This window comes from Paraburkholderia sp. BR10872 (assembly GCF_040965835.1).
Taxonomy (GTDB): Bacteria; Pseudomonadota; Gammaproteobacteria; order Burkholderiales; family Burkholderiaceae; genus Paraburkholderia; species Paraburkholderia nodosa_A.
The window spans coordinates 79,050-101,576 of record NZ_JBFRCN010000001.1; the positions used below are offsets into that span (position 1 = coordinate 79,050).

Consider the following 22,527-nt stretch of genomic DNA (forward strand, 5'->3'; position numbering starts at 1 on the left):
GTAGAGACAGCAATGAAGAACGTCGGCTTCAGGCGCCCGTGAAAACCGGCTTGCGCTTTTCCATGAAGGCCTTCACGGCTTCCGTGTGATCGCTCGTTTGACGCGCCAGCGGATTGAGATCGGTCTCCAGACGGCATGCGTCCTCGATCGAGTTGCCCGCGTTGACGAGGCTCGCCTTCAGGAGCGCCAGCGTCACCGGCGGATAGCTCGCAAAGCGAGCCGCGGCCTCGATCGCCGCATCGAGCGCGTGTCCGCTCACCGTCAGCTCGCTGACGAGGCCGATGCGGCGCGCCGTGGTTGCATCGATGACATCGCCCTTCAGCATCAGTTCGCGCGCCTTGCCGCCACCCACCTTTTGCGGGAGCGTCCAGAGAATCCCGGTGTCGGGCAGCAGGCCTACCTTGCCGAAGGCACACGAGTATTTCGCCGTCTCGGCGCTGACCACGACATCACAGGCAGCAGCCAGCGAGACGCCCGCTCCGTAGCACGTGCCTTCCACTGCCGCGACGACGGGCTTCGTGCCCGTATAAATCAGCTTGAACAGACGCACGCCCACCGCAATGCGTTCACGCAGCGCGAGCAATGGCGGCGTGGCCGCGTGCATTTCCGAGAGGTCGCCGCCCGCGCAAAAATGACCGCCCGCTCCCGTCAGCACGATGGCGCGCGTATCGGCGTCGTCGTTCATGAGTCGCTGAAACACCTCCGTCAGCGCGAGCCGCATCTTCATGGAGAACGCGTTGCGGCGCTCGGGATAGTTCATCGTGACAACGCTCACGTCGCCTTCACGGCGCACCTGCACGACCTCGTCGGCGCCCGCAGTCATTTCCTTCTGCTCGATACTCATCGCATGGGTCCCCGCGCTCACTCGCCGGTGAAGACCGGTGTGGTCTTTTCCATAAATGCCTTGCAGGCAGCCTGATGGTCCTTCGACTGACGCAGGATGGGCTGATAGTCGATCTCGGCTCGCAGCGCGCCTTCCATGGTCGTCGCGGCGTTGGTGAGCGACTCCTTCAACAGCGCCACGCCGAGCGGTGGCAAGGCCGCGAGGCCGAGTGCAACTTCAATCGCCCTGGCGCGCGCCGCGCCCGACTCGACCACTTCGTTTGCGAGGTCGATTGCCGCGGCCTTGTTACCGTCGATCTCCGTGGCGAGCGAAAGCATCTCGCGCGCGCGGGCCATGCCAATGCGCTTGGGAAGCGTCCACAGAATGCCGGTATCTGGAATCAGCCCCACGCGCAGAAACGCAGCGCAAAAACGCGCGCTCGACGCTGCGACGACGTAATCGGCCGCCACCGCGAGCGAGAGGCCGGCGCCGAAGGCCACGCCTTCCACCGCCGCCACAACGGGCTTCGGACCCGCTTGCATTTCGCGCACCACCATGCACGATTCCGCCAGAATTTCGCGGCTTTGCAGGATCGTGCGCTTCGTCATCTCGGAGATGTCCGCACCCGCGCAAAAATGCTCGCCGGCGCCTGTGAGTACAATTGCGCGCGACTCTGGGTCGTCGACCATGAGACGATGCACCGTGTCACGCAGCAACTGGCGCATCTGGCGCCCCATCGCATTGCGGCGTCGCGGATTGTTCAACGTCACGATCGCGACCGGCCCCTCGCGGGTCACCTCGATCAGCGCCGCCGTTTCGGTTGCTGCCGTTTGCTTTTCGCTCATGTTGGCTCCCTTCAGTCGGCCACGAACACCGGCTTGCGCTTTTCCATGAAGGCGCTCACGGCCTCCTGGTGTTCGCGGCTGCGGCGCAGGATGGGCTGCAGGTTGACTTCGGCTTCGATCGCTTCGTCGAGCGTGCGGATGCCCGTCGCGAGCGCGGCCTTCAGATGCGCGGTGGCGACCGAGGGCAATTCGGCGTACTGTTGCGCCACCTTCAAGGCCGCGTTCAGCGCCTCGCCGGGCTCGACGACCTGATTCGCAAAGCCGGTCTCGCCCGCTTCTACTCCGTTGAACTCGCGCGCGCTCAGCATGAGTTCACGTGCGAGGCCGCCGCCCACGCGTTGCGAGAGCGACCAGTAGAGCCCCGTATCGGGCAAAAGCCCGACTTTCACGAACGCGCTCGCATAGCGCGCCGCCGACGATGTGACGACGTAGTCGCAAGCCGCTGCGAGCGAGAGGCCTGCACCAAACGCAAACCCTTCGACCGCGGCAACAACCGCTTTCGGGCCTTCGACCATCAGTCTGAAGATATCGAGCGGCAGTTCATTGCGTTGCCGGTACTCGAGCACCTTGCGCGTCTGCATCTCCGAGATGTCGCCGCCCGCACAAAACGTATTGCCGGCGCCGGTCAGGACAATTGCGCGGCAACTTTCCTCCTGATGCATCAGACGATAAAGTTGCGCATACAACGTCTGACGCATCTTCAATGAAAACGCATTGCGGCGTTGGGGGTAATTCAATGTGACGATCGCGATTGCACCGTCTTGCTGGACCTGGACGATCTCTGTCGCGTCGCTGCCGATCTCTACGCTCATCTGTCCGTCTCCCATGCAAAGCTGTTGACCGTGGCCTGGGCGGCCGGCGTGTCTTACAGCGTCTCCTCAGTTCCGAGAATCACCGTGGCCTGGCTCGAGAGCACGCCGCCGTTGCCGTGTGCGATGGCCAGCTTCGCGCCGGGAATCTGGCGTTCGCCGGCGCGCCCCGTCAACTGCCGCATCGACTCTTCGATCAGGAAAAGCCCATACATGCCGGGGTGAACGCAGGACAATCCGCCGCCGTTGGTATTCACCGCGAGCCGGCCGCCCGGCGCGATGGCCCCGTCCGCGACGAAGCGGCCGCCTTCGCCCTTGGGGCAGAAGCCGAGGTCTTCCAGGAACAGAATGGTGTTGATCGTGAATGCGTCGTACAGCATCGCGACGTCGATATCGCTTGCCTTCACGCCCGCCATTTCATACGCGCGCCGGCCCGATTGCGCGGCCGCCGTCACCGTGAGATCGGGCATGCTCGCAATTTCGCGGTGTGACGTGGCCGAAGCCGCGCCGAGCAGATAGACGGGCTTGTCGGTCAGATCGCGTGCGCGGTCGGCGCGCACCATGACGACGGCCGCCGCGCCATCCGTCACGAGGCAGCAATCGCGCACGGAAAGCGGGTCGGATACGAGACGCGCGCCCATCACGTCATCGATCGACAAGGGCGTGCGCATGTACGCATCCGGATTGAGCTGCGCCCATTTGCGCGCGGCGACGGCCACCTCGGCCAGATGTTCGCGCTTCGTGCCGAACTGGTGCATATGCCGCGCCGCCGCGAGCGCATAAGACGAGACCGGATTCATCGGCTTGTACGGGCTCTCCCACGGCGAGGGACGCGACGACTGCACGAGCTTGCCCGCCGCGCTGCGCTGGTTGCTCCCATATGCGATCAGCGCGACGTCGATCTGGCCCGTAGACAAGGCCATCGCCGCAGTGTGTGCGTAAATCTCGAACGCCGAGCCGCCGCTTCGGTTGTTGTCGGTGAACTTCGGGTTAATACCGAGGTACTCGGCAAACGTGAGACCCGAGAGCATGTCGTCGGGCGTGCACACGAACAGGCCATCCACATCGCCGGGCGTGAGCCCTACCTGGGCCAGCGCGTCGACGCAAGCGCGCGCAGCAAGGTCCATCGACGACAACCCAGGTGCTTCCCCCATCCCATAAGTGGCGCCTGCCACCAGTGCGGTACGCCCGCGCAAGTTGAATTCCATTCGATCTACCTTTCATCAGGTGCGACCGGCTCTTGACGGCCGGTTGCGGGTTAGCGGGCGTCAGGCTGGTTCGAATACGAGCAGTGCCGCATCCCCCCGGTAGACGATCTTCGCCTGCACGGGCATGCCAATGCGCACGGCCTCCGGCTCGATGCCCTCAACGCAGCTGAGCATGCGCACACCTTCCTCCAGATCGATCACTGCGACGTTGTAGCTCGGCGTGGGCGACTTCTGGCGCACGACCGTGGTGGAATAAACCGTGCCTTTCCCGCACGCGTCGACCCATTCCAGATCGCGCGCCCCGGTGACCGGCTCGGCCACGCGCGGATAGAACACATAGCGGCCGCTGCTGCGGCTGCGCTGGATCATCAAGCGGCCCTCGGCCAGAAACTTCTGATAGTCGACTTCAGGACAAAGAGAGTCCATTCCCCGCTCCTCCAAATCGTTTTTGCCTTAGGGCTCCCGCGAATCGAGCCGCTATGTCGGGCCAAAATGGAACAATTAACCGAACACTGTTCCAAATATTAAACGCATCGGAAGCGTGCTGTCAACGGTGGGAAAGCCCTGTCGTGCCCCGCCCCACAAGGCTGACACTACATCCCGGCGAAATTCCGGACGCACCTCGGACAAACCCGCGCCAGCCGGTTTCTGCGCTTGACGGCCACCTGATCCATCGTTTACTTTATCGAACATTGTTCAACATTTTGAAGAGACCGGGGTGATTCGGGAGTGGTCAGCGGGGGCAACCTGGCCCGCTCCGAAAGACGAATCCTGGCCCGATCCGGAAAACCGCCAGTAAGAGAGCTCGAAGTGACATACGAACTAACAGACGACCAGGTTCAGATCCGCGATCTCATCCGTCGCGTCGCAAGGGAGCGCGTGGCACCGCGCGCCGACGAGATCGACCGTACGGCCGAGTATCCGCATGACATGTATGCACTGCTTAAGGAACTGGGCCTCTTCACGTTGCCGTTTCCGGAAGCGTATGGCGGCGCCGGCAGTGTGATGTCGGCCTGTATCGCCGTCGAGGAGTTTGGGCGAGTTTGCTACAACACCGGCTATTTGCTGGTCGTGCAATGGACGCCCTTTGGCGCCATTCTCGAAGGAGGCACGGATGAACAGAAGGCACGCCTTCTGCCCGGACTCGCATCCGGCGAATTGCGCGGCGCGCTCTCGATTACCGAATCTCAAAGCGGCTCCGACGTATCCGGCATTCGCACCACAGCGCGCCGCAAGAACGGCGGCTATGTGCTCAACGGCTCAAAAATCTGGTGCACGAACTCCCATATTGCCGACTTCATTCTCGTCGCGGCAAAGACGCTCGATGAGGAAGGGCAGCCGCTGGGGATCAATCTTTTTATCGTCGATCGCAACACGCACGGGCTCACCATCGGTAATGAAGAAGACAAGATGGGCGCGCGAGGCGTAGCGTCTTGCCCCCTCTATTTCGACGACGCCTTCATTCGCGTGGAAGACCGTCTCGGGCCGGAAGGCGGCCAGGGATTCAAGGTGGCCATGGAAGCGCTCAACACGAGCCGCCCCATCGTTGCCGCGCGCGCGGTCGGCATTGCGCAGGGGGCGATCGACCATGCCGTCAAATTCATTCAGGATCGCGTAGCGTTCGGCCAGACCATCAGCAACTTCCAGGGTGTGCGCTGGATGATTGCCGACATGGTCACGCAGACCGAAGCCGCGCGCCAACTTGTCTACCGCACCGCGTCGCTCGTCGACGCGGGCGTAAGCGGACGCGAACTCGCTCCAATGGCTGCGATGGCGAAGATGTTCGCATCGGATGTCGCCATGAAGGTCGCGACTGACGCCGTACAGCTTTTTGGCGCTGCCGGCATCTCCAACGAGTACCCGATAAACCGGTATTTCCGCGACGCAAAAGTTGTGCAGATCATTGAGGGCACGAATCAAATCCAGCGCAACATTGTCGCGGACAACGTGCTGGGCCGCATCAAGAAGAACTGAAAAAGACAGTTGAGCTAACAAGCGAGCGACAACAACAGAGGACAGGCAATGGAAGAAGTCGAAACGGTTGGTTTGGGTATCCACTGGGAGGACCTGCCCGTTGGACGCAAGTTCAAGACCGTGGGCCGCACAGTCACCGAAACGGACGTCGTGAATTTCGTATCCGTGACTGGCATGCTGGAAGTGCTGTTTACCAACACAGAGTTTCTAAGGGAGCAGTCCGCGATCAAGGGACGCGTCGCGCCGGGAGCACTCGTGTTTACGCTCATGGAGGGGCTGCTCACGCAGGCCACCATGCAGGGCGTCGGCTTCGCGTTCCTCAACATGGAGCTGGATATCAAGGGTCCCACCTACGTGGGCGACACGATTCATGTGGAATGCGAAGTCATCGAATGCCGGCCCAGCAACGGGCGTCCAGGACTTGGTCTCGTACGCACGCGTAATCGCGTGATCAAGCAGGACGGCACGGAAGTGATGGTGTACACGCCGCTCAGACTCGTGAAGGGCAAAGAATACAAGGCCTGAGCATGGAAAATCCACAACAACCCCTCGAACGGGCCACGGGCCCGTTAGCCGGTGTGCGCGTGATCGACCTGACCATCAACGTGCTCGGTCCGGTTGCCACGCAGCTGCTCGGCGACATGGGTGCGGACGTCATCAAGATCGAACCGCCCGAAGGCGACCAGAACCGCAAGAACGGTCCCGGCCGCAATCCCGACATGGCCGTGTTCTATACGATCATGAACCGCAACAAGCGGAGCGTGATCCTGAACCTCAAACAGGCCGAGTGCCGCGAAGCGCTGCTCAAGCTTGTCGAAACGGCCGACGTCATCGTGCACAGCATGCGTCCGAGCGCCGCCGAGCGGCTCGGCATCGGCTACGAAACCGTACGGGCGCGCAACCCGCGCATCGTCTACGCGTCGGGCGCCGGCTACCGCATCGACGGCCCCTACAAGGATCGCCCCGCCTTCGACGACGTGATCCAGGGCGAAACCGGCATTGCCGCGATGAACCGTGACGCTGACGGCTCGCCGCGCTACTTCCCCACCGTGATCGTCGACAAGTTCTGCGGTTACGTGCTGGCCTCCTCAATTGGCATGGCGCTCTATCACCGCGAGCGTACCGGTCTCGGTCAGCTCGTCCATGTGCCGATGTTCGAAACGATGCTGCAGTTCAATCTTTTCGAGCATCTCTGGGAAGGCGCGCTGGGCTCCAATGACGGCACGGGCCTTGGCTATCCGCGCATGTTCTCGCCGTATCGCCGCCCGTATGCGACGAAGGACGGCCATATCTGCCTGCTTGCGGTGAACAACGAGCAATGGCGCCGCGTGCTGTGCGCGATCGATGCGGCGCATCTGCTGGATGACCCGCGCTTTTGCCACATGACCGAGCGCATGCGCAACATCAACGAGTTGTACCGCATCGTTGGCGACGCCATCCGCAATAAGACCACGGCTGAATGGAACGCCATTTTTGCCTCGGCGGACGTTCCGCACGGTCCCGTGCGCGACCTGAAAGACCTGATGCACGACGCGTACGTCAAGGAAACCGGCTTCTTCCAGCGCTTCGCTCACCCGACCGAAGGCGACATGGTCATGACCTCGATCCCGGTGCATTTCTCCGAGTCGCCCGGCAACGTTCGCTATCTGCCGCCGAATCTCGGCGAGCACAGCATCGAAGTCCTGATCGAAGCGGGCTATAGCGCAAGCGAAGCCAGCGCGCTCGTCGCCCGTGCCACGGGAAAAGGCCAAGCCGTTACGGAAGCGTTGAGCAAAGACTAACTGGCGCGAACGCGCCTCGCACATCACGGAGGGGAACCAATGAAGGGGCTCAAGGAGAAGGTCGTCATCGTAACCGGCGCCGCGGGCGGGATCGGAACCGCCATCAGCAAGCGATTCGGCGAGGAAGGCTCGACCGTCGCGCTGTTCGATCTGAACGAAGAAGGCGCAGCACGTGTCGCGGCAGAAATCGAGGCGGCGGGTGGCAAGGCGCGTGCGTACCGTGTCGACATCACGGATCACGAAGGCGTGCATGCCGCGGTGGCCAAAGTCGAGGAAGACCTCGGTCCGATCGAGGTCCTCGTCAACAACGCGGGCTGGGACATGGGTTCGTTCTTCCTGCAAACGGAGAAGCCGTTCTGGGACAAGGTCGTCGCGATCAACCTGTACGGCCCGCTGAACATGCACCACGCCGTCTTGCGGCGCATGGCTGAGCGCGGCCGTGGCCGCGTCGTGAACATCTCGTCGGACGCGGGACGCGTGGGCTCCTCGATGGAAGCCGTCTATTCGTTCTGCAAAGGCGGTCTCATCGCGTTCACGAAAACCATGGCGCGCGAAATGGCGCGCCAGCATATTCCCGTCAACGTCGTGTGCCCCGGCCCCACCGCGACCCCGCTGCTCGACAACCTCGCGCAAGGTGAGAAAGGCGAGCGCATCAAGGCGGCGCTCGTGAAGGCCGTGCCTTTCGGCCGCATGGGCGAACCGGGCGATATCCCCGGCACGGTTGCCTTCCTCGCGAGCGACGACGCCGCTTTCATCAGCGGCCAGGTCATCAGCGTGTCCGGCGGCCTGACGATGGCCGGCTAACCGGCGTCTCGAACCTGCTCAATAAACAACATCGGAATACGACATGGAATTCAGGGACATTATCTACAAGGAAGCGGATGGCGTCGCGACGATCACCATCAATCGCCCCAACGTCTATAACGCGTTCAACGCCAACACCTGTGAAGAACTGATCAAGGCCTTCGGTCTCGCGGGATGGAACAAGGACATCGGCGTCGTGGTGCTCACCGGCGCCGGCGAAAAGGCGTTCTGCACCGGCGGCGACCAGTCCGGCGACGGCTACAACGGCCGCGGCACCGTGGGCCTGCCGATCGAGGAACTGCAAAGCATTATCCGCGACATTCCGAAGCCGGTGATCGCACGCGTGAACGGCTACGCGATCGGCGGCGGCAACGTGCTCGTGACGATCTGCGACCTCGCGATCGCTTCCGAAACCGCGATCTTCGGCCAGGTCGGCCCGAAGGTCGGTTCGGTCGATCCGGGTTTCGGCACCGCGTACCTCGCGCGCATCATCGGCGAGAAGCGCGCACGGGAAATCTGGTACATGTGCCGCAAATACAGTGCAAAACAGGCGCTCGACTGGGGCCTCATCAACGCAGTCGTGCCCCCCGAGCAACTCGATGCCGAAACGAAAAAGTGGTGCGACGAGATTCTGCAGATGAGCCCCACGGCCATCGCGCTGGCGAAGCGATCGTTCAATATCGATACCGAGAATATTCGCGGCATCGGTGCGTTCGCAATGCAAGCGCTCGCAATGTATTACGAAACCGACGAGTCCAAGGAAGGCGGCAATGCGTTCCGCGAAAAGCGCAAGCCGGAGTTCCGCAAGTACGTGAAGTAAGACGAAGCAAAAAATGCGGCGACGCGCCTGCCTGCCGTCGCCAGCCCACCTCATTTCAATTTTCGCGCGTGTACGTCGATAGTGAGGCACCCGTAAACGCTCATTGCCTCGGCCAAGACTCATGGTAAATGGAGGTCGGTGTCTGCCCGTCATTTTCCACTGCACGGCGGGCAAAGACCGGACTGGATTTCGGATAGCCATCATGCTCCATGCGCTGGGCGTCTCGCGCGATACGATCTATCGTGATTATCTGAGGAGCACACGCAATGGACTCTTGCACGAATCCGCTGCGCAAGCGATGGCCATCCATTTCGGTGCAGCACTCGATGCGTCGGTGATCGATGTTGTAGCCGGCGTCGATGCGCTCTATCTCGATGAGGTTTCTCGGCGATGGCCGCCAGCCACGGCTCGGTCGAGCGTAACCTCGAAGCGCTGCCCGACTCGACCCGTCTCAACTACATCGGTTGCGCGACGCCCTGCTGGAGTGAAGGAGAAGGTGGCTGGAACAGCGACCGCGCTGTCCCCGCGAACCTCAACGACCGCCGATCTCGATCCACCGCCCGCTACGGCCGGATTCGATCACCGCCTCCACCACCCGGTGCGCGTGCGTGGCTTCCTCGAAGCTGGGTGACGGTGCCCGTTTTTGCTCGATGGCCTGGAGCATGTCGTGAAACATCCATCCCATCGACACCATATACGAAGGCGCGTTCTCCTTCGAGAACCCAGTTCCAGGCACCTCGAAATAGCGTGCGGGCGTTTCGAGCCACTCGCCTGCCGCAGTACCGAATTCGAATGGCTCCGGCTTTCCCGCATAAAGACGCGACGAAACACCATCGCCAAACGTGGGATCGACATAGAGCAGGCGTCCTTTCGTTCCCCAAAGTTCTGCGCGAATGCCCGGACCGTCGGCCACGGCCCAACTCGTCTGGACCGTGCCTAGCGCGCCGTTTTCCATGCGCAGCACGCTACAGCCAAGATCGGCGGTGTCCGGCGTGAATACGCTGCCGTCCGGCAGGCGCCATTGCTTGAGGCCCGTTGTGTCCGAACCGGCGGCCGCCTTCACCCGCCCGAGCAGCGGCATGAGCAGCAGCACCATGTGGCTGCCGAAATTGCGCCATGCGCTGCCACCGCTTTGCGCATCGGCAAGCCACTTGTAGGGCGAGACGCCGCCGCCGGGATAGGACGCGTGGGGATAGATGAAACCATCGTGGTTGCGCAGCGGCTGAAGCAGCTGAAAATTGAATCCGAGCGGTTCGCCGAGGAACCCTTCTGCGATCAGCGCCTGCATGTGCATCGCTGCGGGCACCCAACGAAACTGTGCATCGACGACCCCAACCAATCCTTTCTTCGCCGCGAGTTCGCTCTGCGCAACGGCATGCTCCGTATCGACCGCAAAGGGCAGCGCGTCATACACGTGTTTGCCGGCGTTGAGCGCAGCCATGACCATGTCGTAGCGATATGCAGGCCTGCTGCCGACATCGATGATGTCGAGCGTCGGATCGGCGACGAGATCGGCGACGTTCCAATACGCGCGCGGCACGCCGAATGCCTGCGCCGCCGCTTCGGCGGTCTCGCGGTGCGCGGTGCAGACCGCCGCCACCTCCACATCCCGCAGCAGCCGCCAGGCGCTGCCGTGCACTTTCAGGCTCCAGTTGGCGCCGATGATGCCGATTCTGCGTGTCACGATCGCTTCTCCATGTCTTGCTTCCGATGGGTTCATTGCACTCACGTCTGCACTCCGACATCGACGCGCAGTCGCTGCAGTTTCATGCTCTTGATAAGCCACTGGCCGTCGATCTTCTCGTAGGTCTCGACATAGTGGCCGTAGCCATGCAGTGTGCGATTCGGATACGCCGACTTCGCCCCCCAGCGCAACATGTCTTCCATTGCCCAGGTGCCGTTGGCCGTGGTGCTCGATGTGATATCGATCTCGGGGCAATGGCCGTGATGAACGCTTACGCATCCGGCAAGCGGGACACTGACCGCGCGCACGATGTTCTCCCTGCCCGCAAGAATGCATCCCGGGACATCGTCGCTGATGTCGAGTTGGCCATCAGGCGCGAACACTGCGCCGAATGCTTCCCAGTGCTTCGTATCGACACAGCGCAGATAACGCGCTTTGAGCTGCTTGATTTCCTCGATTGCAAGGAGTCGTTCGATGTCGGTCACGCAGGTTCCTCCATGGATCGACGTCTTCGGCACATTGCTTTGATACCCTTGAGAAACAATAGCACCGTCGGTACCATTATTCAATACGCGGATTCTGCCGTGTTCCCGCTCACTCACATCCCAATGAAAGGAGAAGTCGATGGAATTTCTGGATCGCAGGGGCGCACTCGAAGGGCGCAGAGCCGTGTTGATTGGTGGTGCGGCAGGAATTGGCAAAGCGGTCGCGCTTGCGCTCGGCGAGGCCGGCGTTGACATCGCGTTTTGTGACATCGATGACGAAAGCATTGCAAGCACATCGGCGGCGCTAAGGGAGATGGGACGCCGCGTGTTCGACATGCATGCGGACGCCACACGAAGTGACCAACTCGCGCAGTTCTATAGCGAGACCGCGCGCTTCTTCGACGGTATCGATGTGCTTGTCAACGTGGTTGGCGGCACGTGCATGCAGCCATTCATGGAACGCGCGGAGCGCGATTGCGCCGACGACGTTCAGCGCAATTTCGGCTACGTAGTCGAATCGACGCGTCACGCGGTGCCGCTATTACAGCGCAGCGGGCGCGGCGGATCGATCGTGAATTTCACGACCATCGAAGCACATCGCGGTGCCGGCGGTTTTGCCGTTTACGCAGGCGCGAAAGCGGCAACGACGAACTTCTCGAAAGCGATGGCATGGGAACTCGGCCCGCACGGAATACGCGTGAACCTGATCGCGCCCGATACGACGCCCAGCGCGGGCAACGCCGCAGCCATTCCCGAACCATGGCGCTCGCTCAACGCCGACGCCCCGGCCGACTGGTGGGCGAAGGCCTTTCAGATGTACATCCCGCTGCAAACGCCTCCTGCCGCGGACGACCTCGCCAATGCCGTGCTGTTCCTCGCATCCGACCTCGCGAGGTCGATCACAGGTCAGGTACTGCACGTGGACGGCGGTGCCGCAGCCGCCCTCGGCATGTTGCGCTGGCCTTACGACGAAGGCGCGACGCTCCCCGTTCCCATGGGCGGCACGTTGCGCAAACTGTTTGGTTAGCGCCGCAGCGCAAGCTCTCACTTATTTCCGTGCAGACGCACGCGGCAGTATGCCGTCTAGAAACAGCGTGAGCGCAAACTCCAGCGCGCCTCGCCGCTCGTTCTCGCGAGGCGGCTCGCCGAGGAAGCTGGCGAGACCGCCGCTCGTCAACGCGCCGAAACACGCAGCGGCCGCACGCGGCTCGGCAACAGCGATCTTTCCGTTGCGTGCCAGCGTAGCGAGATAGTCGGCGATGGGAGCCAGCGCCCTATCCTGCTGTTCTACGACGTGCCCCAGCATGTCGCCCAGTTCTTCCCTCGCCTCACTTACCGCCCGCCACATCGCGCGTATGCTCGGATCGGCGTGATAAGACTGAATGATTTCGCCGTAATCGCGCAGAACCGAGCGCGGCGAGCGGCGAGCATCGGTGGAGACCTGGGCAAGCGGATCGAGTAGCAGCGGAACGCCGCGCTCCATCGCCGCGCTCAGCAGACCGGCCTTGCTTCCATAGCGCCGGTAGATCGTGGACTTGCTCGCGCCAAACGAGGCCGCAATGCCGTCCATGGTCGCGGCTCGATAGCCCACGGCCATGAACTGCTCCAGTGTGTGATCGAGCAGTTCGTCCTGGCGCTTCGCCGCGTCGGCCTTGAATGGGCGCCCCCGCTTCGCACCTGGCAAAGCCTCGTCCTCAAGCGTGGCCTGCGGCCTTTTCACTGCGTTCATGGCGTGCCGATAGAGATTGCGTATGCATTACAGGTATTGAAACCAGTACGCCTGAGATTGTAGCCCAGGGGCCACGTGTGCCGGACCTGCCAGACCCCTGCACGCTCTATCGTCGCCATGACAACTTTCTACGTCATCAGTTTGCCCAGCCGGTCCGACGCAGCTACCGCGTCGTCGATCATCTCGTCGAAGATGGCTTCGACGTTCCTCACCGCATCGGCAAAGACCGCCGCGTGGCCGTAGTCGATCATGCCCTTGCGGGTGTCGCCAGTCACGTAGGCATCGTGTGCGAGCGCGCCCATCACGTGAGGACGGAATTGCTCGAATTCGGTCACCTGCGCGCGATCCAGCTCCAGGACCGCCTCAGCGCTCTCGTTGCGCAGCACGCGGTGGTGATCACGGATCGCAGACTTGACCACGACGCTCTCGCTGCCGTCGCCCGCCACCACCTTCGCCTTGACCTCGGGATGAATCCACAGCTCCTCTGCAACCATCATGCGCGTGCCCATGATGACGGCGTCGGCCCCCATCGCCAGCACGCCTGCAAGCTGGCGCCCCGTACCGATGCCGCCGCCAATCACGACAGGCAAGCCAACTTCCCGCGGCGCCTGCGCGGCCTGCACGATACTGCCGATCTGATAGATGCCGGGGTGGCCGCCGCATTCGTTGCCGACGACGATCACACCGTCGACGCCCATCCGCACGGCCGTATGTGCATAGCGCACAGCGGGCACCTTGTGCAAAACCTTGATGCCCGCCTCCTTGAGGATGGGCACGACCGCTTCCGGACTCGCACCCGCCGTTTCTACGCAAGCGACTTTCTCTTCGATCAGAATGCTGATCTGTTGCTTGACGCGCTCCACGCCACCCGCTTGCCGTGATATGTAGAGATTGACGCCGAAGTTCTTCGCACCGCTGAGTTCACGGCAGGTCCGCAACTCGTTGCGAAATTCGTCGGCATCGGGAAAGCCGGCGCCGACGATGAACCCCATGCCGCCTGCATTGACGACGGCGGCGACATATCGAGCGTCGGACACGCGTGGCCCGAGACCGCCGCAAAGAATGGGGTGGCGAATGCCGAGCAGATCGGTGATTCGCGTCTTGAACATCTGTGGGCGCACGATGCGGTTTCCTCGCGCAAATCAGCGAAACGAAATCGTGTGGCCACCGTCCACCGCGATCGTCTGGCCGTTGATATAGCCACCCGAGGGCGACGCCAGAAGCACGGCGAGCCCGGCAATCTCCTCGACTTCGCCGAAGCGTTGCGACGGATTGCGGCCACGGTACCATTCGACCATCGCCTCGTCTTCCCACTGCGATCGCGCCATCTCGGTCTTGAATGTGCCCGGCGCAATGCAGTTGGCAGTGACCCCCTTCGCTGCGAATTCCATCGCGAGGTTTCGCACCAGTTGCATGTCGGCGGCCTTGGTGAGCCCGTAGGTTCCCGTCACGGCGTCGCCGAACAGACCGACCACCGATGCCACCGAAATGAAGCGGCCATAGCCGCGCTCGATCATGCCCGGCATGGTCATCTGCACGAGCCAGATATTGCTCTGCACGTTGACTTGCATGAACTTGTTGAACGTTTCGTCCTGCAGATCGAGGGCAGATCCAATCCAGGGATGAATTGCCGCATTGGCCATCACGATATCGACTCTGCCCCACTTGCCGTTCGCAGCGTCCACGAGATTTTGCAGTTCGGCCTTGCGCCCGATGTTGCAGGCAAACGGCATGGCCACGCGGCTGCCGATCTTTTCGTTGATGGCTTGCGCGGCGGTTTCGCACGCGTCGGCGTTACGGCCGGAAATGACGACCTTTGCACCGTGCTCTGCCATGCCGAGCGCGCTGGCGTACCCAATGCCGCGGCTCGATCCGGTGACAATGGCGACCTTATCGGTCAGGTCGAAAAGCGAAGAGCGCATGCATACTCCACATAAGAATGGTGTGCCGATGAACGAGCTTCACCGTGCCGAATTAGTCTTGTTTGCGTTTCTGCTGGGCGATGAATGCCGAGGCAATCTCGTGATGCTCATTGCTGAGCGTTGCCGCAAGCTGCCTCGCAAGCGTCGTGTCGAGCATCTGCGCCGCGCTGCGATGGAGGTGGAGATTCATCAGCTTCTTGGTTTCGCGCAGCGCGTGACGCGGTTGCTTGAGGAGCTTTTCGGCAAGCGCCAACGCTTCGTCCATCAGCTTGCCCGGCTCCACGACGCGGTTGGCGAGTCCGTATTCAACCGCCTGCTGCGCAGTGATGCGATCGCCCGTAAAGATCAGTTCCTTCGCCCGCAGCAGGCTCGTGTAGAGCGGCCACGCTACGGAAATACCATCGCCCACGACTAGACCGATGTTGATATGCGGTTCGGCCAGAAACGATTTCTCGGACATCAGAACGATGTCGCACAACGTGGCCATCGTCGCGCCCCACCCCACCGCAGGGCCGTTGACCGCTGCGATAATCGGAATCGGTACGTCGATGAAACCGTGTATGGTCTGGCGTGCGTTCTCTTGAACCCGCCGGGCGAACTCGGGGTCGTCGAGCGTCTTGACGAAATGGTTCATGTCTCCGCCTGCGCTGAATGCCCGCCCCGCACCCGTGAGAATGGCCACGCGCGCCTCGGGATCGTCAGCGAGCGCCGCGAATAGCTTTGGATAGCTAAACAACATCTCCGTAGTCGACGCGTTCAGATCGTCGGGCCGGTTGAGCGTGATGATGCGCAGGCCGCCATCTGCCGTGACTTGAATATCGTCTGGAAGGCCGTATAGATTTGTCATGTTTGGCGCCGTGGGGCCAGAGTTGCTGGATGAGCCGGCGCTACCGCGCCCGGGTTACGCGCCTTGTTCGGCGAATCGATTATTTCTGCACTTGCCACGCCATGCTGCCGCGTTGCTTTCGTTCCGCCAGCGCGGCCTTCTCGATGCGCAAGGCATCCTGGAGTGTTGCCAGCGCGCCCTGATCGATCACCTGCTTGACGGTTGCGACGAGGTCGGGACGACGGCTCGCAATCGTCTTCGCAACCGCCTTTGCCCGCTCCATCAACTGATCGTGACCCACCACCTCGTTCACAAGACCAATGCGCAACGCGGTTGCCGCGTCGATCGGCTCGCTTGTCAGGCTGATCTGCTTGGCCCACCTCGGGCCCACGAGATAGGGCAGCCGCGCTGTCATGCCGCCGCCTGCGAGCGCGCCGATTTTCGTATGCGTGTCGGCAAAGCGCGCTCGCTCGGACGCAAGGATGAAATCGCATCCCATTGCAAGCTCGAACCCGCCGGTAACGGCGGCGCCGTTCACCGCCGCGATCACCGGCTTGGTGATGTGCGGCCACATGTCGATCATTTCTGCGACTTGCGCGCGCGGCGCATTTGGCGCGGAGAAGTCATTGAGGTCGAGCCCCGAGCAAAAGGCCGGATCGGCGCCCGTCACAATCAGCACGCGCAGGCTTTCGTCGGCTTCGAAGCGGCGCAGTGCTTCGACCAGCGCTTCGGTTAACGCAAGGTTCAGCGCATTGCGCGCCTCGGGCCGGTTCAGTGTAAGCGTGAGAACGGCGTCCTCACGCGTCGTGCCGAGCAGATCGGTTCTTGTTGCGTCCATGGCAGTGCCTCGATAAGGTTCAAGCCGTCGCCGCCAATGCCTCGTGTTGAATCTGGCACGCGTAGCGATTCAGGTGATAGTCCATGTTGCCGAACAACGCGTCGAGCACCAGATGGCGGCGATAGTGATGACCTACCTTGTATTCGTTCGTGATGCCATAACCGCCGTGCAACTGAATGCCTTGCTGCGTGACGAACTTCGCACTGCGCGTGGTCTGCGCCTTGCAGCCTGAGATCTCCACGCTTCGCTTCGTGCTGTCCTCGCTGAGCGCAAGCAATGCACGGTGCAGTGTTGCGCGCGCCTGCATGGCATCGATCGCCATGTCGGCCATACGGTGTTGCAGCGCCTGGAAGCTGCCAATTGGAACGCCGAACTGCTTGCGTGTTTTCAGGTAGTCCGAAGCGAGTTCAATGGCGTCTTCCATATCGCCCACCAGTTCCGCGCAAATCGCAACGATGGCTTCGTCAACTGCGGCCTGTAGTCCTTCGTAAGCGCGCCCTGGCTCGCCGACGACATCGGCATCTGCCACGATCACGCCATCGAGCAGCAGATCGGCCGACGGCGTGCCGTCGAGCAGCGCGCACGTCTTGAGCGTCACGCCCGCCTGCTTCGGATCGACGAGAAAAATACCGATGCCGTCCTTGTCACCGGCCGCACCCGCGGTGCGAGCGACGACAAGCAGCCGGTCGGCAACGGGTGCACCGACCACGAGCGTTTTGTAGCCGTCCAGGCGCCAGGCGCCGTCTGCCGTCTTCTGCGCCGTGGCCGTGACGTAGTGCACCTGGCCTCGCGCCTCGCGCTCGCTGTGCGCGACCGCATAAACGGCTTCGCCGGAGACGATTTCCCCGAGCATGGTTTCGCGCTGTCCTTCGCGCCCGCAGCGCGTGACGAGCGAGGCCGGAAAAACGCCACACATCACGTAGGGTTCGAGCACGAGTGCGCGCCCGATCTGCTCGGCCACGATGGCGCTCTCCACCGGCGAGAAACCGAGCCCGCCCATTTCCTCCGGCACCGCGATGCCAAGCCAGCCCATTTCTGCGAGCATGCGCCATGTCTCACGCGAGAAACCGCCGCGTTGCGAAGCCAGATTGCTGCGATGTTCGAACGTATAGCTCTTTTGCACGAAGCGCTGCGCGCTTTCCTGCAGCATCCGCTGTTCGTCGCTCAACTCGAAGTCCATGCTGCACCCTCTATCTGCCGGCAATTGATGCGATCACCCGTAACGGGGATCGACGGCTGTTCCTGGATCGACGCAGGCGTCACAGATCGAACATCGCCTTCGCGATGATGTTGCGCTGGATTTCGGCCGTGCCGCCGTAGATCGTGCACGCGCGCCGGTAGAAAACCTCGGCGGCGAGGCCCGGCGCGTATTCGGGCCCGATAAACGACGCGTCGCGCAGTGCACGTTCCTCGTTCGGATCGGGGTAGAACACGGCGCCGTAGTCGCCAATCACCTCCAGCAACATTTCCGTGAGCTTCTGGTGAAGTTCCGAGCCTCGCACCTTGAGCATGGACCCGATTGCCATGCCGCCGCTACGCTCGTCGATCCCTTGATGCAGAATCTTCTGCACCGCCATATCGATCGCCCGAACCTCCAGTTCATGCTGCGCGAGACGCGAGGCAAACGTGGGGTCCTGGATCAATGGCCTGCCCGCCGCGCGCTCGCGCGACGCGTAGTGCCGGATCTTGCGCAGATAACGCTTGAGCGCCGGTGCTTCGGCGCCGAGGAACGCGCGTTCGTTAAAGAGCAGAAACTTCGTATATCCCCAGCCTTTGTTCACTTCGCCGATCAGGTTTTCGGCGGGCACGCGCACGTTGTCGTAAAACACTTCGGCCAGGTGATGACAACCGTCGAGCGACCCGATGGGCCGCACTGTGACACCCGGCGTCGCCATGTCGAGCAGGAGGAATGAAATGCCCTTCTGCGGCTTCGCTTCGCTGTCCGTTCGTACCAGCACGAAGTTCCATTGGCCATAGGCGCCAAAGCTCGTCCAGATCTTTTGTCCGTTGACGATGTAGTGGTCTCCATCGCGAACCGCCGTCGTGCGCAGCGACGCGAGATCGGAGCCCGAACCCGGCTCCGAAAAGCCCTGCACCCAGAACACTTCGCCGCGCTGAATCGGTGGAAGAAAGCGGCGCTTCTGCTCTTCGTTTCCGAACTCGCAAATCACGGGTCCGACGAGCGATACACCCGCCTGATTCTGCGTTGGAGCGCCCGCCAGATAGCACTCTTCCTCGAAGATGTAGCGCTGCATCGCGGTCCAGCCCGTGCCGCCATCGGCGACGGGCCAATGCGGCACCGACCATCCGCGTGTTTCATGCAGAATGCGGGTCCAGCGCTGCGAATCGTCGTCGCCTGCGAGGAAGCCCTGCTGGCCGCGAAACGCCATATCCGCCGGCAGGTGCGCTTTGAGAAAAGCCCGCACTTCTTCGCGGAACGCAATGTCGGCGGGGTCTACGCGAAAGTCCATATTCTTTAGCTTCCAGCGTTTTCGATACGTTGAACAGGATCTGCTTCGGCAGCGCCGGCATTGCCGACCAGCGTGCGCGGCGTGGGCGGCATGCGATAAAGCTCCTCAACGACGCCGCGACGCCGCTCGAGCACGTTGCGCTGGCTAATCGCGCTCTTCGCGCTCAATTCACCGCTGTCGAGCGTGGGCTGCTCGCTTTCGAGCACAATGCGCGTGATACGGGCAGAACTGCCGCCGGGTCGCGCAGCGAGTTTGTCGATGCCCCTCTGGAAGAACGCCAGCACACCACGGCTGTTGACGATCTGATCGACGCTCGGCGTGAGTTCGTGAAGGTCGTCGCACAGCGCACGGCACGCTTCGACGTCGGGGAATACGAGTGCAGTCAGGTAATCGCGGTCGTGCCCCGCAATGACAATGTCGCGCGCATACGGGCCGAAAATGTTCAACGCATGCAGACGCAACTCGGCGACGTTGACCCACGTGCCGGTGGACAGTTTGAAATTTTCCGCAATGCGGCCATCGAAGCGCAGGCCGAGCTCGATACGCTGCGGGTCGATGAAGGTTGCGGCGTCACCGGAGCGGAAATAGCCCTCCTCGTCGAACGAGGCGGCAGTGCGCTCGGGATCTTTCCAGTACCCGGGCGTGACACAGTCGCCAAGGAAGCGGATTTCCAGCTTTGCGCCAACCGGCGCCACCTTCACTTTGACGCCGGGCACGGGCAATCCCGCGATCGCCTCGCGCCGCGGATCCCAGGCTGCCGACATCGGCGTGGGGCCCGCTTCCGTGCCACCGATGCCCGACATGATGAGCACGCGCTGGCCTATCGTGCGTACGGCGAGTTCGTCGAGTTCGGCCCAGATGTACTCCGGCAGACTTGCGCCGCCGTAGTAGATCAGCGCGAGCTTGCTGAAGAATTTCTCGCGCAATGCCTTGTCGGCCTGAAGATGCGGAATGAGCGAGGCCAACCCTTGGGGCGTATTGAGGTAGACCACCGGCGCGATTTCACGCAACGCCTGCACAGTCGGGCCAATTTCCTCCGGCGTTGGCTTGCCGGGGTCCAGGTAGTACGTGCCCCCGCCGTACAGCACCATGCCGAAGTTATGCGTGCCGCCGAAGGTGTGATGCCACGGCAGCCAGTCAACGAGATCCGGCGGGCCGTCCTGAAGAAACGCGAACACCTGCGCGACCTGCTGGCGATTGCTGCACAACATGCGCTGCGGGTAGATCACACCCTTCGGTGCGCCCGTCGTACCCGAGGTGAACATGATCTTGCCCACCGTGTCCGGGCCCACTGCGTTGAACGCCTTTTCGACATCGGCGGTAACCGGCGTCTTCAGCCACTCCGCGACACGCGAACCGGCCCGGCCCTCCGGCAACGGGCCGACGACGACGCACTCCACGTCACCGAATACCTCGCGCAATGCGCGGCCATACTGCGCGCCGTCGTCCGCGAACACGAGCCCAGGTGTGCACACGGCCGCCAGTTGCTTGAGCTTCGAAAAGTCCTGCGATAAAAGCGAGTACGCGGGCGTGACCGGAATATAGGGAATGCCGACGTGCAATGCGGCAAGCGCAAAGAGCGCATGCTCGAAGCTTCGATCCGAAAGAATCATCAACGGACGCGACTGGGACAAACCGCGATCGAGCAGCGCCTGCCCCAGCGCACGCGCACCGTCGAACGCCTGCTTATAGGTGAGGGACTCCCAGGACTTGCCGTCCGGCGTGCGGCGCGCGAGCAGCGCGCGCTCGGGCGTAACACTCGCCCAGTGTTCGAGCCGCTCCGTCAAGCGGACGGGATACGGTTCGAGCGGTTCCTTCAGTGCGTACACCACGCTGCCATCGGGTCTGCGCTCGACAATCGCTTCCATGCTGCCAAGGCGAATCGGGCGAAACGGTACATCCATGAGGGCATCGTGCGAAGCCGTACCTGCATCCATTTGAATCGTCCTGTTGTTATCTGGCAGGCCATGTCCTGAGAGCGTTCGCATCATCTTCCAGCAGACGCAATTCTTGCAGCTCCATAGCAACCAATAATTGAACGTTGATCATAATGTTGAACCAGCATAACGCGAAATCGAACGGACGTCTATCCGGTTGTCACCCGCAAGGAAGGTCAGATGCGCAACTCGCATCTGACGCGAATACGCGTCGAAATGCGCGGCTCGATCGCATCCTTGCGCACTGCACAATAACGTGGACATGAAACAAGAAATGCGCTACTTTATGAATGTCATTCATATTGCTAAACGCGATGCGCAGGTCGTAGCCGAGCGCCGGATCAAGGAGCCATCATGTCGGATGAGGTTGTCGTCACCGCTGCCGTTCGCACGGCGATTGGAGATTTTGGTGGTGCCCTGGCGAGCGTTCCGCCTACGCAACTTGGCGCGACGGTCGTTCGCGCGCTGCTCGACCGCACGAATCTGCCGGGCGACGATGTCGGCCACGTGGTGTTCGGCAATGTGATCCATACGGAGCCTCGCGACATGTACCTCGCGCGAGTGGCGGCGCTCGAGGGCGGCGTGAGTGCGGACGCCCCGGCGCTGACACTCAACAGGCTGTGCGGCTCCGGCCTCCAGGCCATCATTTCCGCCGCCCAGGCCATCGCGCTCGGCGAGACCGAAATCGCCATCGGCGCAGGCGCGGAAAGCATGTCGCGCGCAGCGTACGTTGCCACTAGCGCGCGTTGGGGCTCACGCATGGGCGACATCCGCCTGATCGACATGATGGCCGGCGCGTTGACGGACCCGTTCAGCGCTTGCCATATGGGCGTGACGGCGGAGAACGTCGCGAAGAAGTACGGCGTTTCGCGCGACGACCAGGACCAGCTCGCCGTCGAGTCGCACCGGCGCGCCGCACGAGCCATACATAATGGCCACTTCCGCGAGCAAATCGTGCCTGTAGCACTCCGCACGAAAAAGGGCGACAGCGTGTTCGATACGGATGAGCATGTACGGCCCGGCACGACCGCCGCGGATCTCGCCAAGTTGCGTCCCGCATTCCAGAAGGACGGGACCGTGACGCCCGGCAACGCGTCCGGCCTCAACGACGGCGCTGCGGGAGTCCTGCTGATGGCGCGCCGCGCTGCCGAGCAGCGCGGCCTTCGTCCACTCGCGCGGCTCGTGTCCTGGGCTCACGCAGGCGTCGATCCTCAATACATGGGCATTGGCCCGGTGCCTGCAACACGCAAGGCATTGCAACGCGCGGGCTTGACCGTGGCGGATCTCGACGTGATCGAAGCGAACGAAGCATTCGCCGCGCAGGCTTGCGCCGTCGCGAAGGAGCTGGAATTCGACAGCGCCCGGGTCAATCCAAACGGCTCGGGCATCTCGCTCGGCCATCCGATCGGCGCGACCGGCGCCGTCATTGCGGTGAAAGCGATTCACGAGCTGCACCGTTGCGGCGGCCGCTATGCGCTCGTCACGATGTGCATCGGCGGCGGCCAGGGCATCGCAGCAGTCTTCGAACGCATTTAGCGCTACACGCAAGCGGCTATTCATTGAATCAGAGG

Annotated in this window: 23 protein-coding genes; 8 read left to right on the forward strand and 15 right to left on the reverse strand. The window is 62.3% G+C overall.

All coding sequences use genetic code 11. From position 1 onward, the window contains the following. Nucleotides 1–28: 28 nt before the first annotated feature. The 5 genes from AB4Y43_RS00370 to AB4Y43_RS00390 are packed head-to-tail and all read right to left on the reverse strand — an operon-like array spanning nucleotide 29 to nucleotide 4,111. Nucleotides 29–844, reverse strand: a complete 816-nt coding sequence (locus tag AB4Y43_RS00370; protein ID WP_368726692.1) for an enoyl-CoA hydratase/isomerase family protein — start codon at nucleotides 842–844, stop codon at nucleotides 29–31. Nucleotides 845–861: 17 nt separating this feature from the next. Then, nucleotides 862–1,668, reverse strand: coding sequence for an enoyl-CoA hydratase/isomerase family protein (locus tag AB4Y43_RS00375; RefSeq protein WP_069266520.1), 807 nt, complete (start codon nucleotides 1,666–1,668; stop codon nucleotides 862–864). Between the two features lie 11 nt (nucleotides 1,669–1,679). After that, the gene (locus AB4Y43_RS00380; protein WP_342947361.1) at nucleotides 1,680–2,480 is read right to left on the reverse strand and encodes an enoyl-CoA hydratase/isomerase family protein; all 801 of its coding nucleotides are present in this window, start codon (nucleotides 2,478–2,480) and stop codon (nucleotides 1,680–1,682) included. Nucleotides 2,481–2,533: 53 nt separating this feature from the next. After that, nucleotides 2,534–3,685: a thiolase gene (locus AB4Y43_RS00385; protein ID WP_342947360.1), complete on the reverse strand. Its 1,152-nt coding sequence runs from the start codon at nucleotides 3,683–3,685 to the stop codon at nucleotides 2,534–2,536. Nucleotides 3,686–3,745: 60 nt separating this feature from the next. Further along, entirely contained in the window at nucleotides 3,746–4,111 is a 366-nt protein-coding gene (locus tag AB4Y43_RS00390) for a Zn-ribbon domain-containing OB-fold protein (RefSeq protein WP_069266517.1), read from the reverse strand. 384 nt (nucleotides 4,112–4,495) lie between these two features. Between AB4Y43_RS00390 and AB4Y43_RS00395 the strand changes: the two genes are divergently transcribed. From AB4Y43_RS00395 to AB4Y43_RS00420, 6 genes are all read left to right on the forward strand, one after another. Next, nucleotides 4,496–5,659: an acyl-CoA dehydrogenase family protein gene (locus AB4Y43_RS00395; protein ID WP_342947358.1), complete on the forward strand. Its 1,164-nt coding sequence runs from the start codon at nucleotides 4,496–4,498 to the stop codon at nucleotides 5,657–5,659. Between the two features lie 48 nt (nucleotides 5,660–5,707). Continuing rightward, nucleotides 5,708–6,184, forward strand: coding sequence for a MaoC/PaaZ C-terminal domain-containing protein (locus tag AB4Y43_RS00400; RefSeq protein WP_069266515.1), 477 nt, complete (start codon nucleotides 5,708–5,710; stop codon nucleotides 6,182–6,184). 2 nt (nucleotides 6,185–6,186) lie between these two features. Further along, nucleotides 6,187–7,440 carry a CoA transferase gene (locus AB4Y43_RS00405; protein ID WP_342947357.1) on the forward strand — a complete coding sequence of 418 codons (1,254 nt, stop codon included), beginning with the start codon at nucleotides 6,187–6,189 and terminating at the stop codon, nucleotides 7,438–7,440. A 39-nt stretch (nucleotides 7,441–7,479) separates the two neighbouring features. Beyond that, nucleotides 7,480–8,244 carry a glucose 1-dehydrogenase gene (locus tag AB4Y43_RS00410; RefSeq protein ID WP_069266513.1) on the forward strand — a complete coding sequence of 255 codons (765 nt, stop codon included), beginning with the start codon at nucleotides 7,480–7,482 and terminating at the stop codon, nucleotides 8,242–8,244. 43 nt (nucleotides 8,245–8,287) lie between these two features. After that, nucleotides 8,288–9,064: an enoyl-CoA hydratase-related protein gene (locus AB4Y43_RS00415; protein WP_266228802.1), complete on the forward strand. Its 777-nt coding sequence runs from the start codon at nucleotides 8,288–8,290 to the stop codon at nucleotides 9,062–9,064. 121 nt (nucleotides 9,065–9,185) lie between these two features. Continuing rightward, entirely contained in the window at nucleotides 9,186–9,695 is a 510-nt protein-coding gene (locus tag AB4Y43_RS00420) for a tyrosine-protein phosphatase (protein ID WP_342947356.1), read from the forward strand. Here AB4Y43_RS00420 and AB4Y43_RS00425 read toward each other — a convergent pair. After that, on the reverse strand, nucleotides 9,597–10,748 hold the full coding sequence (locus tag AB4Y43_RS00425; protein ID WP_069266511.1) for a Gfo/Idh/MocA family protein: 1,152 nt from the start codon (nucleotides 10,746–10,748) through the stop codon (nucleotides 9,597–9,599). The genes AB4Y43_RS00420 and AB4Y43_RS00425 overlap by 99 nt on opposite strands. A gap of 41 nt (nucleotides 10,749–10,789) precedes the next feature. Then, a complete protein-coding gene (locus AB4Y43_RS00430) occupies nucleotides 10,790–11,317 on the reverse strand; it encodes a nuclear transport factor 2 family protein (RefSeq protein WP_368726693.1) in 528 nt (175 codons plus the stop codon). A 55-nt stretch (nucleotides 11,318–11,372) separates the two neighbouring features. Between AB4Y43_RS00430 and AB4Y43_RS00435 the strand changes: the two genes are divergently transcribed. Then, entirely contained in the window at nucleotides 11,373–12,260 is an 888-nt protein-coding gene (locus AB4Y43_RS00435) for an SDR family NAD(P)-dependent oxidoreductase (RefSeq protein ID WP_368726694.1), read from the forward strand. Between the two features lie 21 nt (nucleotides 12,261–12,281). On the opposite strand, the gene AB4Y43_RS00440 is transcribed toward AB4Y43_RS00435, so the two are convergent. The 8 genes from AB4Y43_RS00440 to AB4Y43_RS00475 form a co-directional block, all read right to left on the reverse strand. After that, nucleotides 12,282–12,962 carry a TetR/AcrR family transcriptional regulator gene (locus AB4Y43_RS00440; RefSeq protein WP_083245401.1) on the reverse strand — a complete coding sequence of 227 codons (681 nt, stop codon included), beginning with the start codon at nucleotides 12,960–12,962 and terminating at the stop codon, nucleotides 12,282–12,284. Nucleotides 12,963–13,090: 128 nt separating this feature from the next. Then, nucleotides 13,091–14,083 carry a nitronate monooxygenase gene (locus tag AB4Y43_RS00445; protein ID WP_342947352.1) on the reverse strand — a complete coding sequence of 331 codons (993 nt, stop codon included), beginning with the start codon at nucleotides 14,081–14,083 and terminating at the stop codon, nucleotides 13,091–13,093. Between the two features lie 21 nt (nucleotides 14,084–14,104). Next, nucleotides 14,105–14,884, reverse strand: a complete 780-nt coding sequence (locus AB4Y43_RS00450; RefSeq protein ID WP_368726695.1) for an SDR family NAD(P)-dependent oxidoreductase — start codon at nucleotides 14,882–14,884, stop codon at nucleotides 14,105–14,107. 52 nt (nucleotides 14,885–14,936) lie between these two features. Then, nucleotides 14,937–15,731, reverse strand: coding sequence for an enoyl-CoA hydratase/isomerase family protein (locus AB4Y43_RS00455; RefSeq protein ID WP_368726696.1), 795 nt, complete (start codon nucleotides 15,729–15,731; stop codon nucleotides 14,937–14,939). A gap of 79 nt (nucleotides 15,732–15,810) precedes the next feature. After that, nucleotides 15,811–16,548 carry an enoyl-CoA hydratase gene (locus AB4Y43_RS00460; protein WP_368726697.1) on the reverse strand — a complete coding sequence of 246 codons (738 nt, stop codon included), beginning with the start codon at nucleotides 16,546–16,548 and terminating at the stop codon, nucleotides 15,811–15,813. Between the two features lie 19 nt (nucleotides 16,549–16,567). Further along, nucleotides 16,568–17,728 (reverse strand): acyl-CoA dehydrogenase family protein, encoded by a 1,161-nt coding sequence (locus AB4Y43_RS00465; protein ID WP_368726698.1) that lies wholly within the window; start codon nucleotides 17,726–17,728, stop codon nucleotides 16,568–16,570. Nucleotides 17,729–17,807: 79 nt separating this feature from the next. Continuing rightward, nucleotides 17,808–19,019, reverse strand: a complete 1,212-nt coding sequence (locus AB4Y43_RS00470; protein WP_368726699.1) for an acyl-CoA dehydrogenase family protein — start codon at nucleotides 19,017–19,019, stop codon at nucleotides 17,808–17,810. Nucleotides 19,020–19,024: 5 nt separating this feature from the next. Then, entirely contained in the window at nucleotides 19,025–20,956 is a 1,932-nt protein-coding gene (locus AB4Y43_RS00475) for an AMP-binding protein (RefSeq protein WP_342947347.1), read from the reverse strand. A 354-nt stretch (nucleotides 20,957–21,310) separates the two neighbouring features. On the opposite strand from AB4Y43_RS00475, the gene bktB reads away from it, so the two are divergent. Then, nucleotides 21,311–22,492, forward strand: coding sequence for a beta-ketothiolase BktB (bktB, locus tag AB4Y43_RS00480; RefSeq protein WP_368685213.1), 1,182 nt, complete (start codon nucleotides 21,311–21,313; stop codon nucleotides 22,490–22,492). The last annotated feature ends 35 nt before the right edge of the window (nucleotides 22,493–22,527 follow it).

What these genes read in the sequence shown, in the direction of transcription:
- AB4Y43_RS00370 (WP_368726692.1), bottom strand. Translation starts at nt 844, where the DNA reads ATGAGTATCGAGCAGAAGGAAATGACTGCGGGCGCCGACGAGGTCGTG.
- AB4Y43_RS00375 (WP_069266520.1), bottom strand. Translation starts at nt 1,668, where the DNA reads ATGAGCGAAAAGCAAACGGCAGCAACCGAAACGGCGGCGCTGATCGAG.
- AB4Y43_RS00380 (WP_342947361.1), bottom strand. Translation starts at nt 2,480, where the DNA reads ATGAGCGTAGAGATCGGCAGCGACGCGACAGAGATCGTCCAGGTCCAG.
- AB4Y43_RS00385 (WP_342947360.1), bottom strand. Translation starts at nt 3,685, where the DNA reads ATGGAATTCAACTTGCGCGGGCGTACCGCACTGGTGGCAGGCGCCACT.
- AB4Y43_RS00390 (WP_069266517.1), bottom strand. Translation starts at nt 4,111, where the DNA reads ATGGACTCTCTTTGTCCTGAAGTCGACTATCAGAAGTTTCTGGCCGAG.
- AB4Y43_RS00400 (WP_069266515.1), top strand. Translation starts at nt 5,708, where the DNA reads ATGGAAGAAGTCGAAACGGTTGGTTTGGGTATCCACTGGGAGGACCTG.
- AB4Y43_RS00405 (WP_342947357.1), top strand. Translation starts at nt 6,187, where the DNA reads ATGGAAAATCCACAACAACCCCTCGAACGGGCCACGGGCCCGTTAGCC.
- AB4Y43_RS00410 (WP_069266513.1), top strand. Translation starts at nt 7,480, where the DNA reads ATGAAGGGGCTCAAGGAGAAGGTCGTCATCGTAACCGGCGCCGCGGGC.
- AB4Y43_RS00415 (WP_266228802.1), top strand. Translation starts at nt 8,288, where the DNA reads ATGGAATTCAGGGACATTATCTACAAGGAAGCGGATGGCGTCGCGACG.
- AB4Y43_RS00420 (WP_342947356.1), top strand. Translation starts at nt 9,186, where the DNA reads ATGGTAAATGGAGGTCGGTGTCTGCCCGTCATTTTCCACTGCACGGCG.
- AB4Y43_RS00435 (WP_368726694.1), top strand. Translation starts at nt 11,373, where the DNA reads ATGGAATTTCTGGATCGCAGGGGCGCACTCGAAGGGCGCAGAGCCGTG.
- AB4Y43_RS00440 (WP_083245401.1), bottom strand. Translation starts at nt 12,962, where the DNA reads ATGAACGCAGTGAAAAGGCCGCAGGCCACGCTTGAGGACGAGGCTTTG.
- AB4Y43_RS00450 (WP_368726695.1), bottom strand. Translation starts at nt 14,884, where the DNA reads ATGCGCTCTTCGCTTTTCGACCTGACCGATAAGGTCGCCATTGTCACC.
- AB4Y43_RS00455 (WP_368726696.1), bottom strand. Translation starts at nt 15,731, where the DNA reads ATGACAAATCTATACGGCCTTCCAGACGATATTCAAGTCACGGCAGAT.
- AB4Y43_RS00460 (WP_368726697.1), bottom strand. Translation starts at nt 16,548, where the DNA reads ATGGACGCAACAAGAACCGATCTGCTCGGCACGACGCGTGAGGACGCC.
- AB4Y43_RS00465 (WP_368726698.1), bottom strand. Translation starts at nt 17,728, where the DNA reads ATGGACTTCGAGTTGAGCGACGAACAGCGGATGCTGCAGGAAAGCGCG.
- AB4Y43_RS00470 (WP_368726699.1), bottom strand. Translation starts at nt 19,019, where the DNA reads ATGGACTTTCGCGTAGACCCCGCCGACATTGCGTTCCGCGAAGAAGTG.
- AB4Y43_RS00475 (WP_342947347.1), bottom strand. Translation starts at nt 20,956, where the DNA reads ATGGATGCAGGTACGGCTTCGCACGATGCCCTCATGGATGTACCGTTT.
- bktB (WP_368685213.1), top strand. Translation starts at nt 21,311, where the DNA reads ATGTCGGATGAGGTTGTCGTCACCGCTGCCGTTCGCACGGCGATTGGA.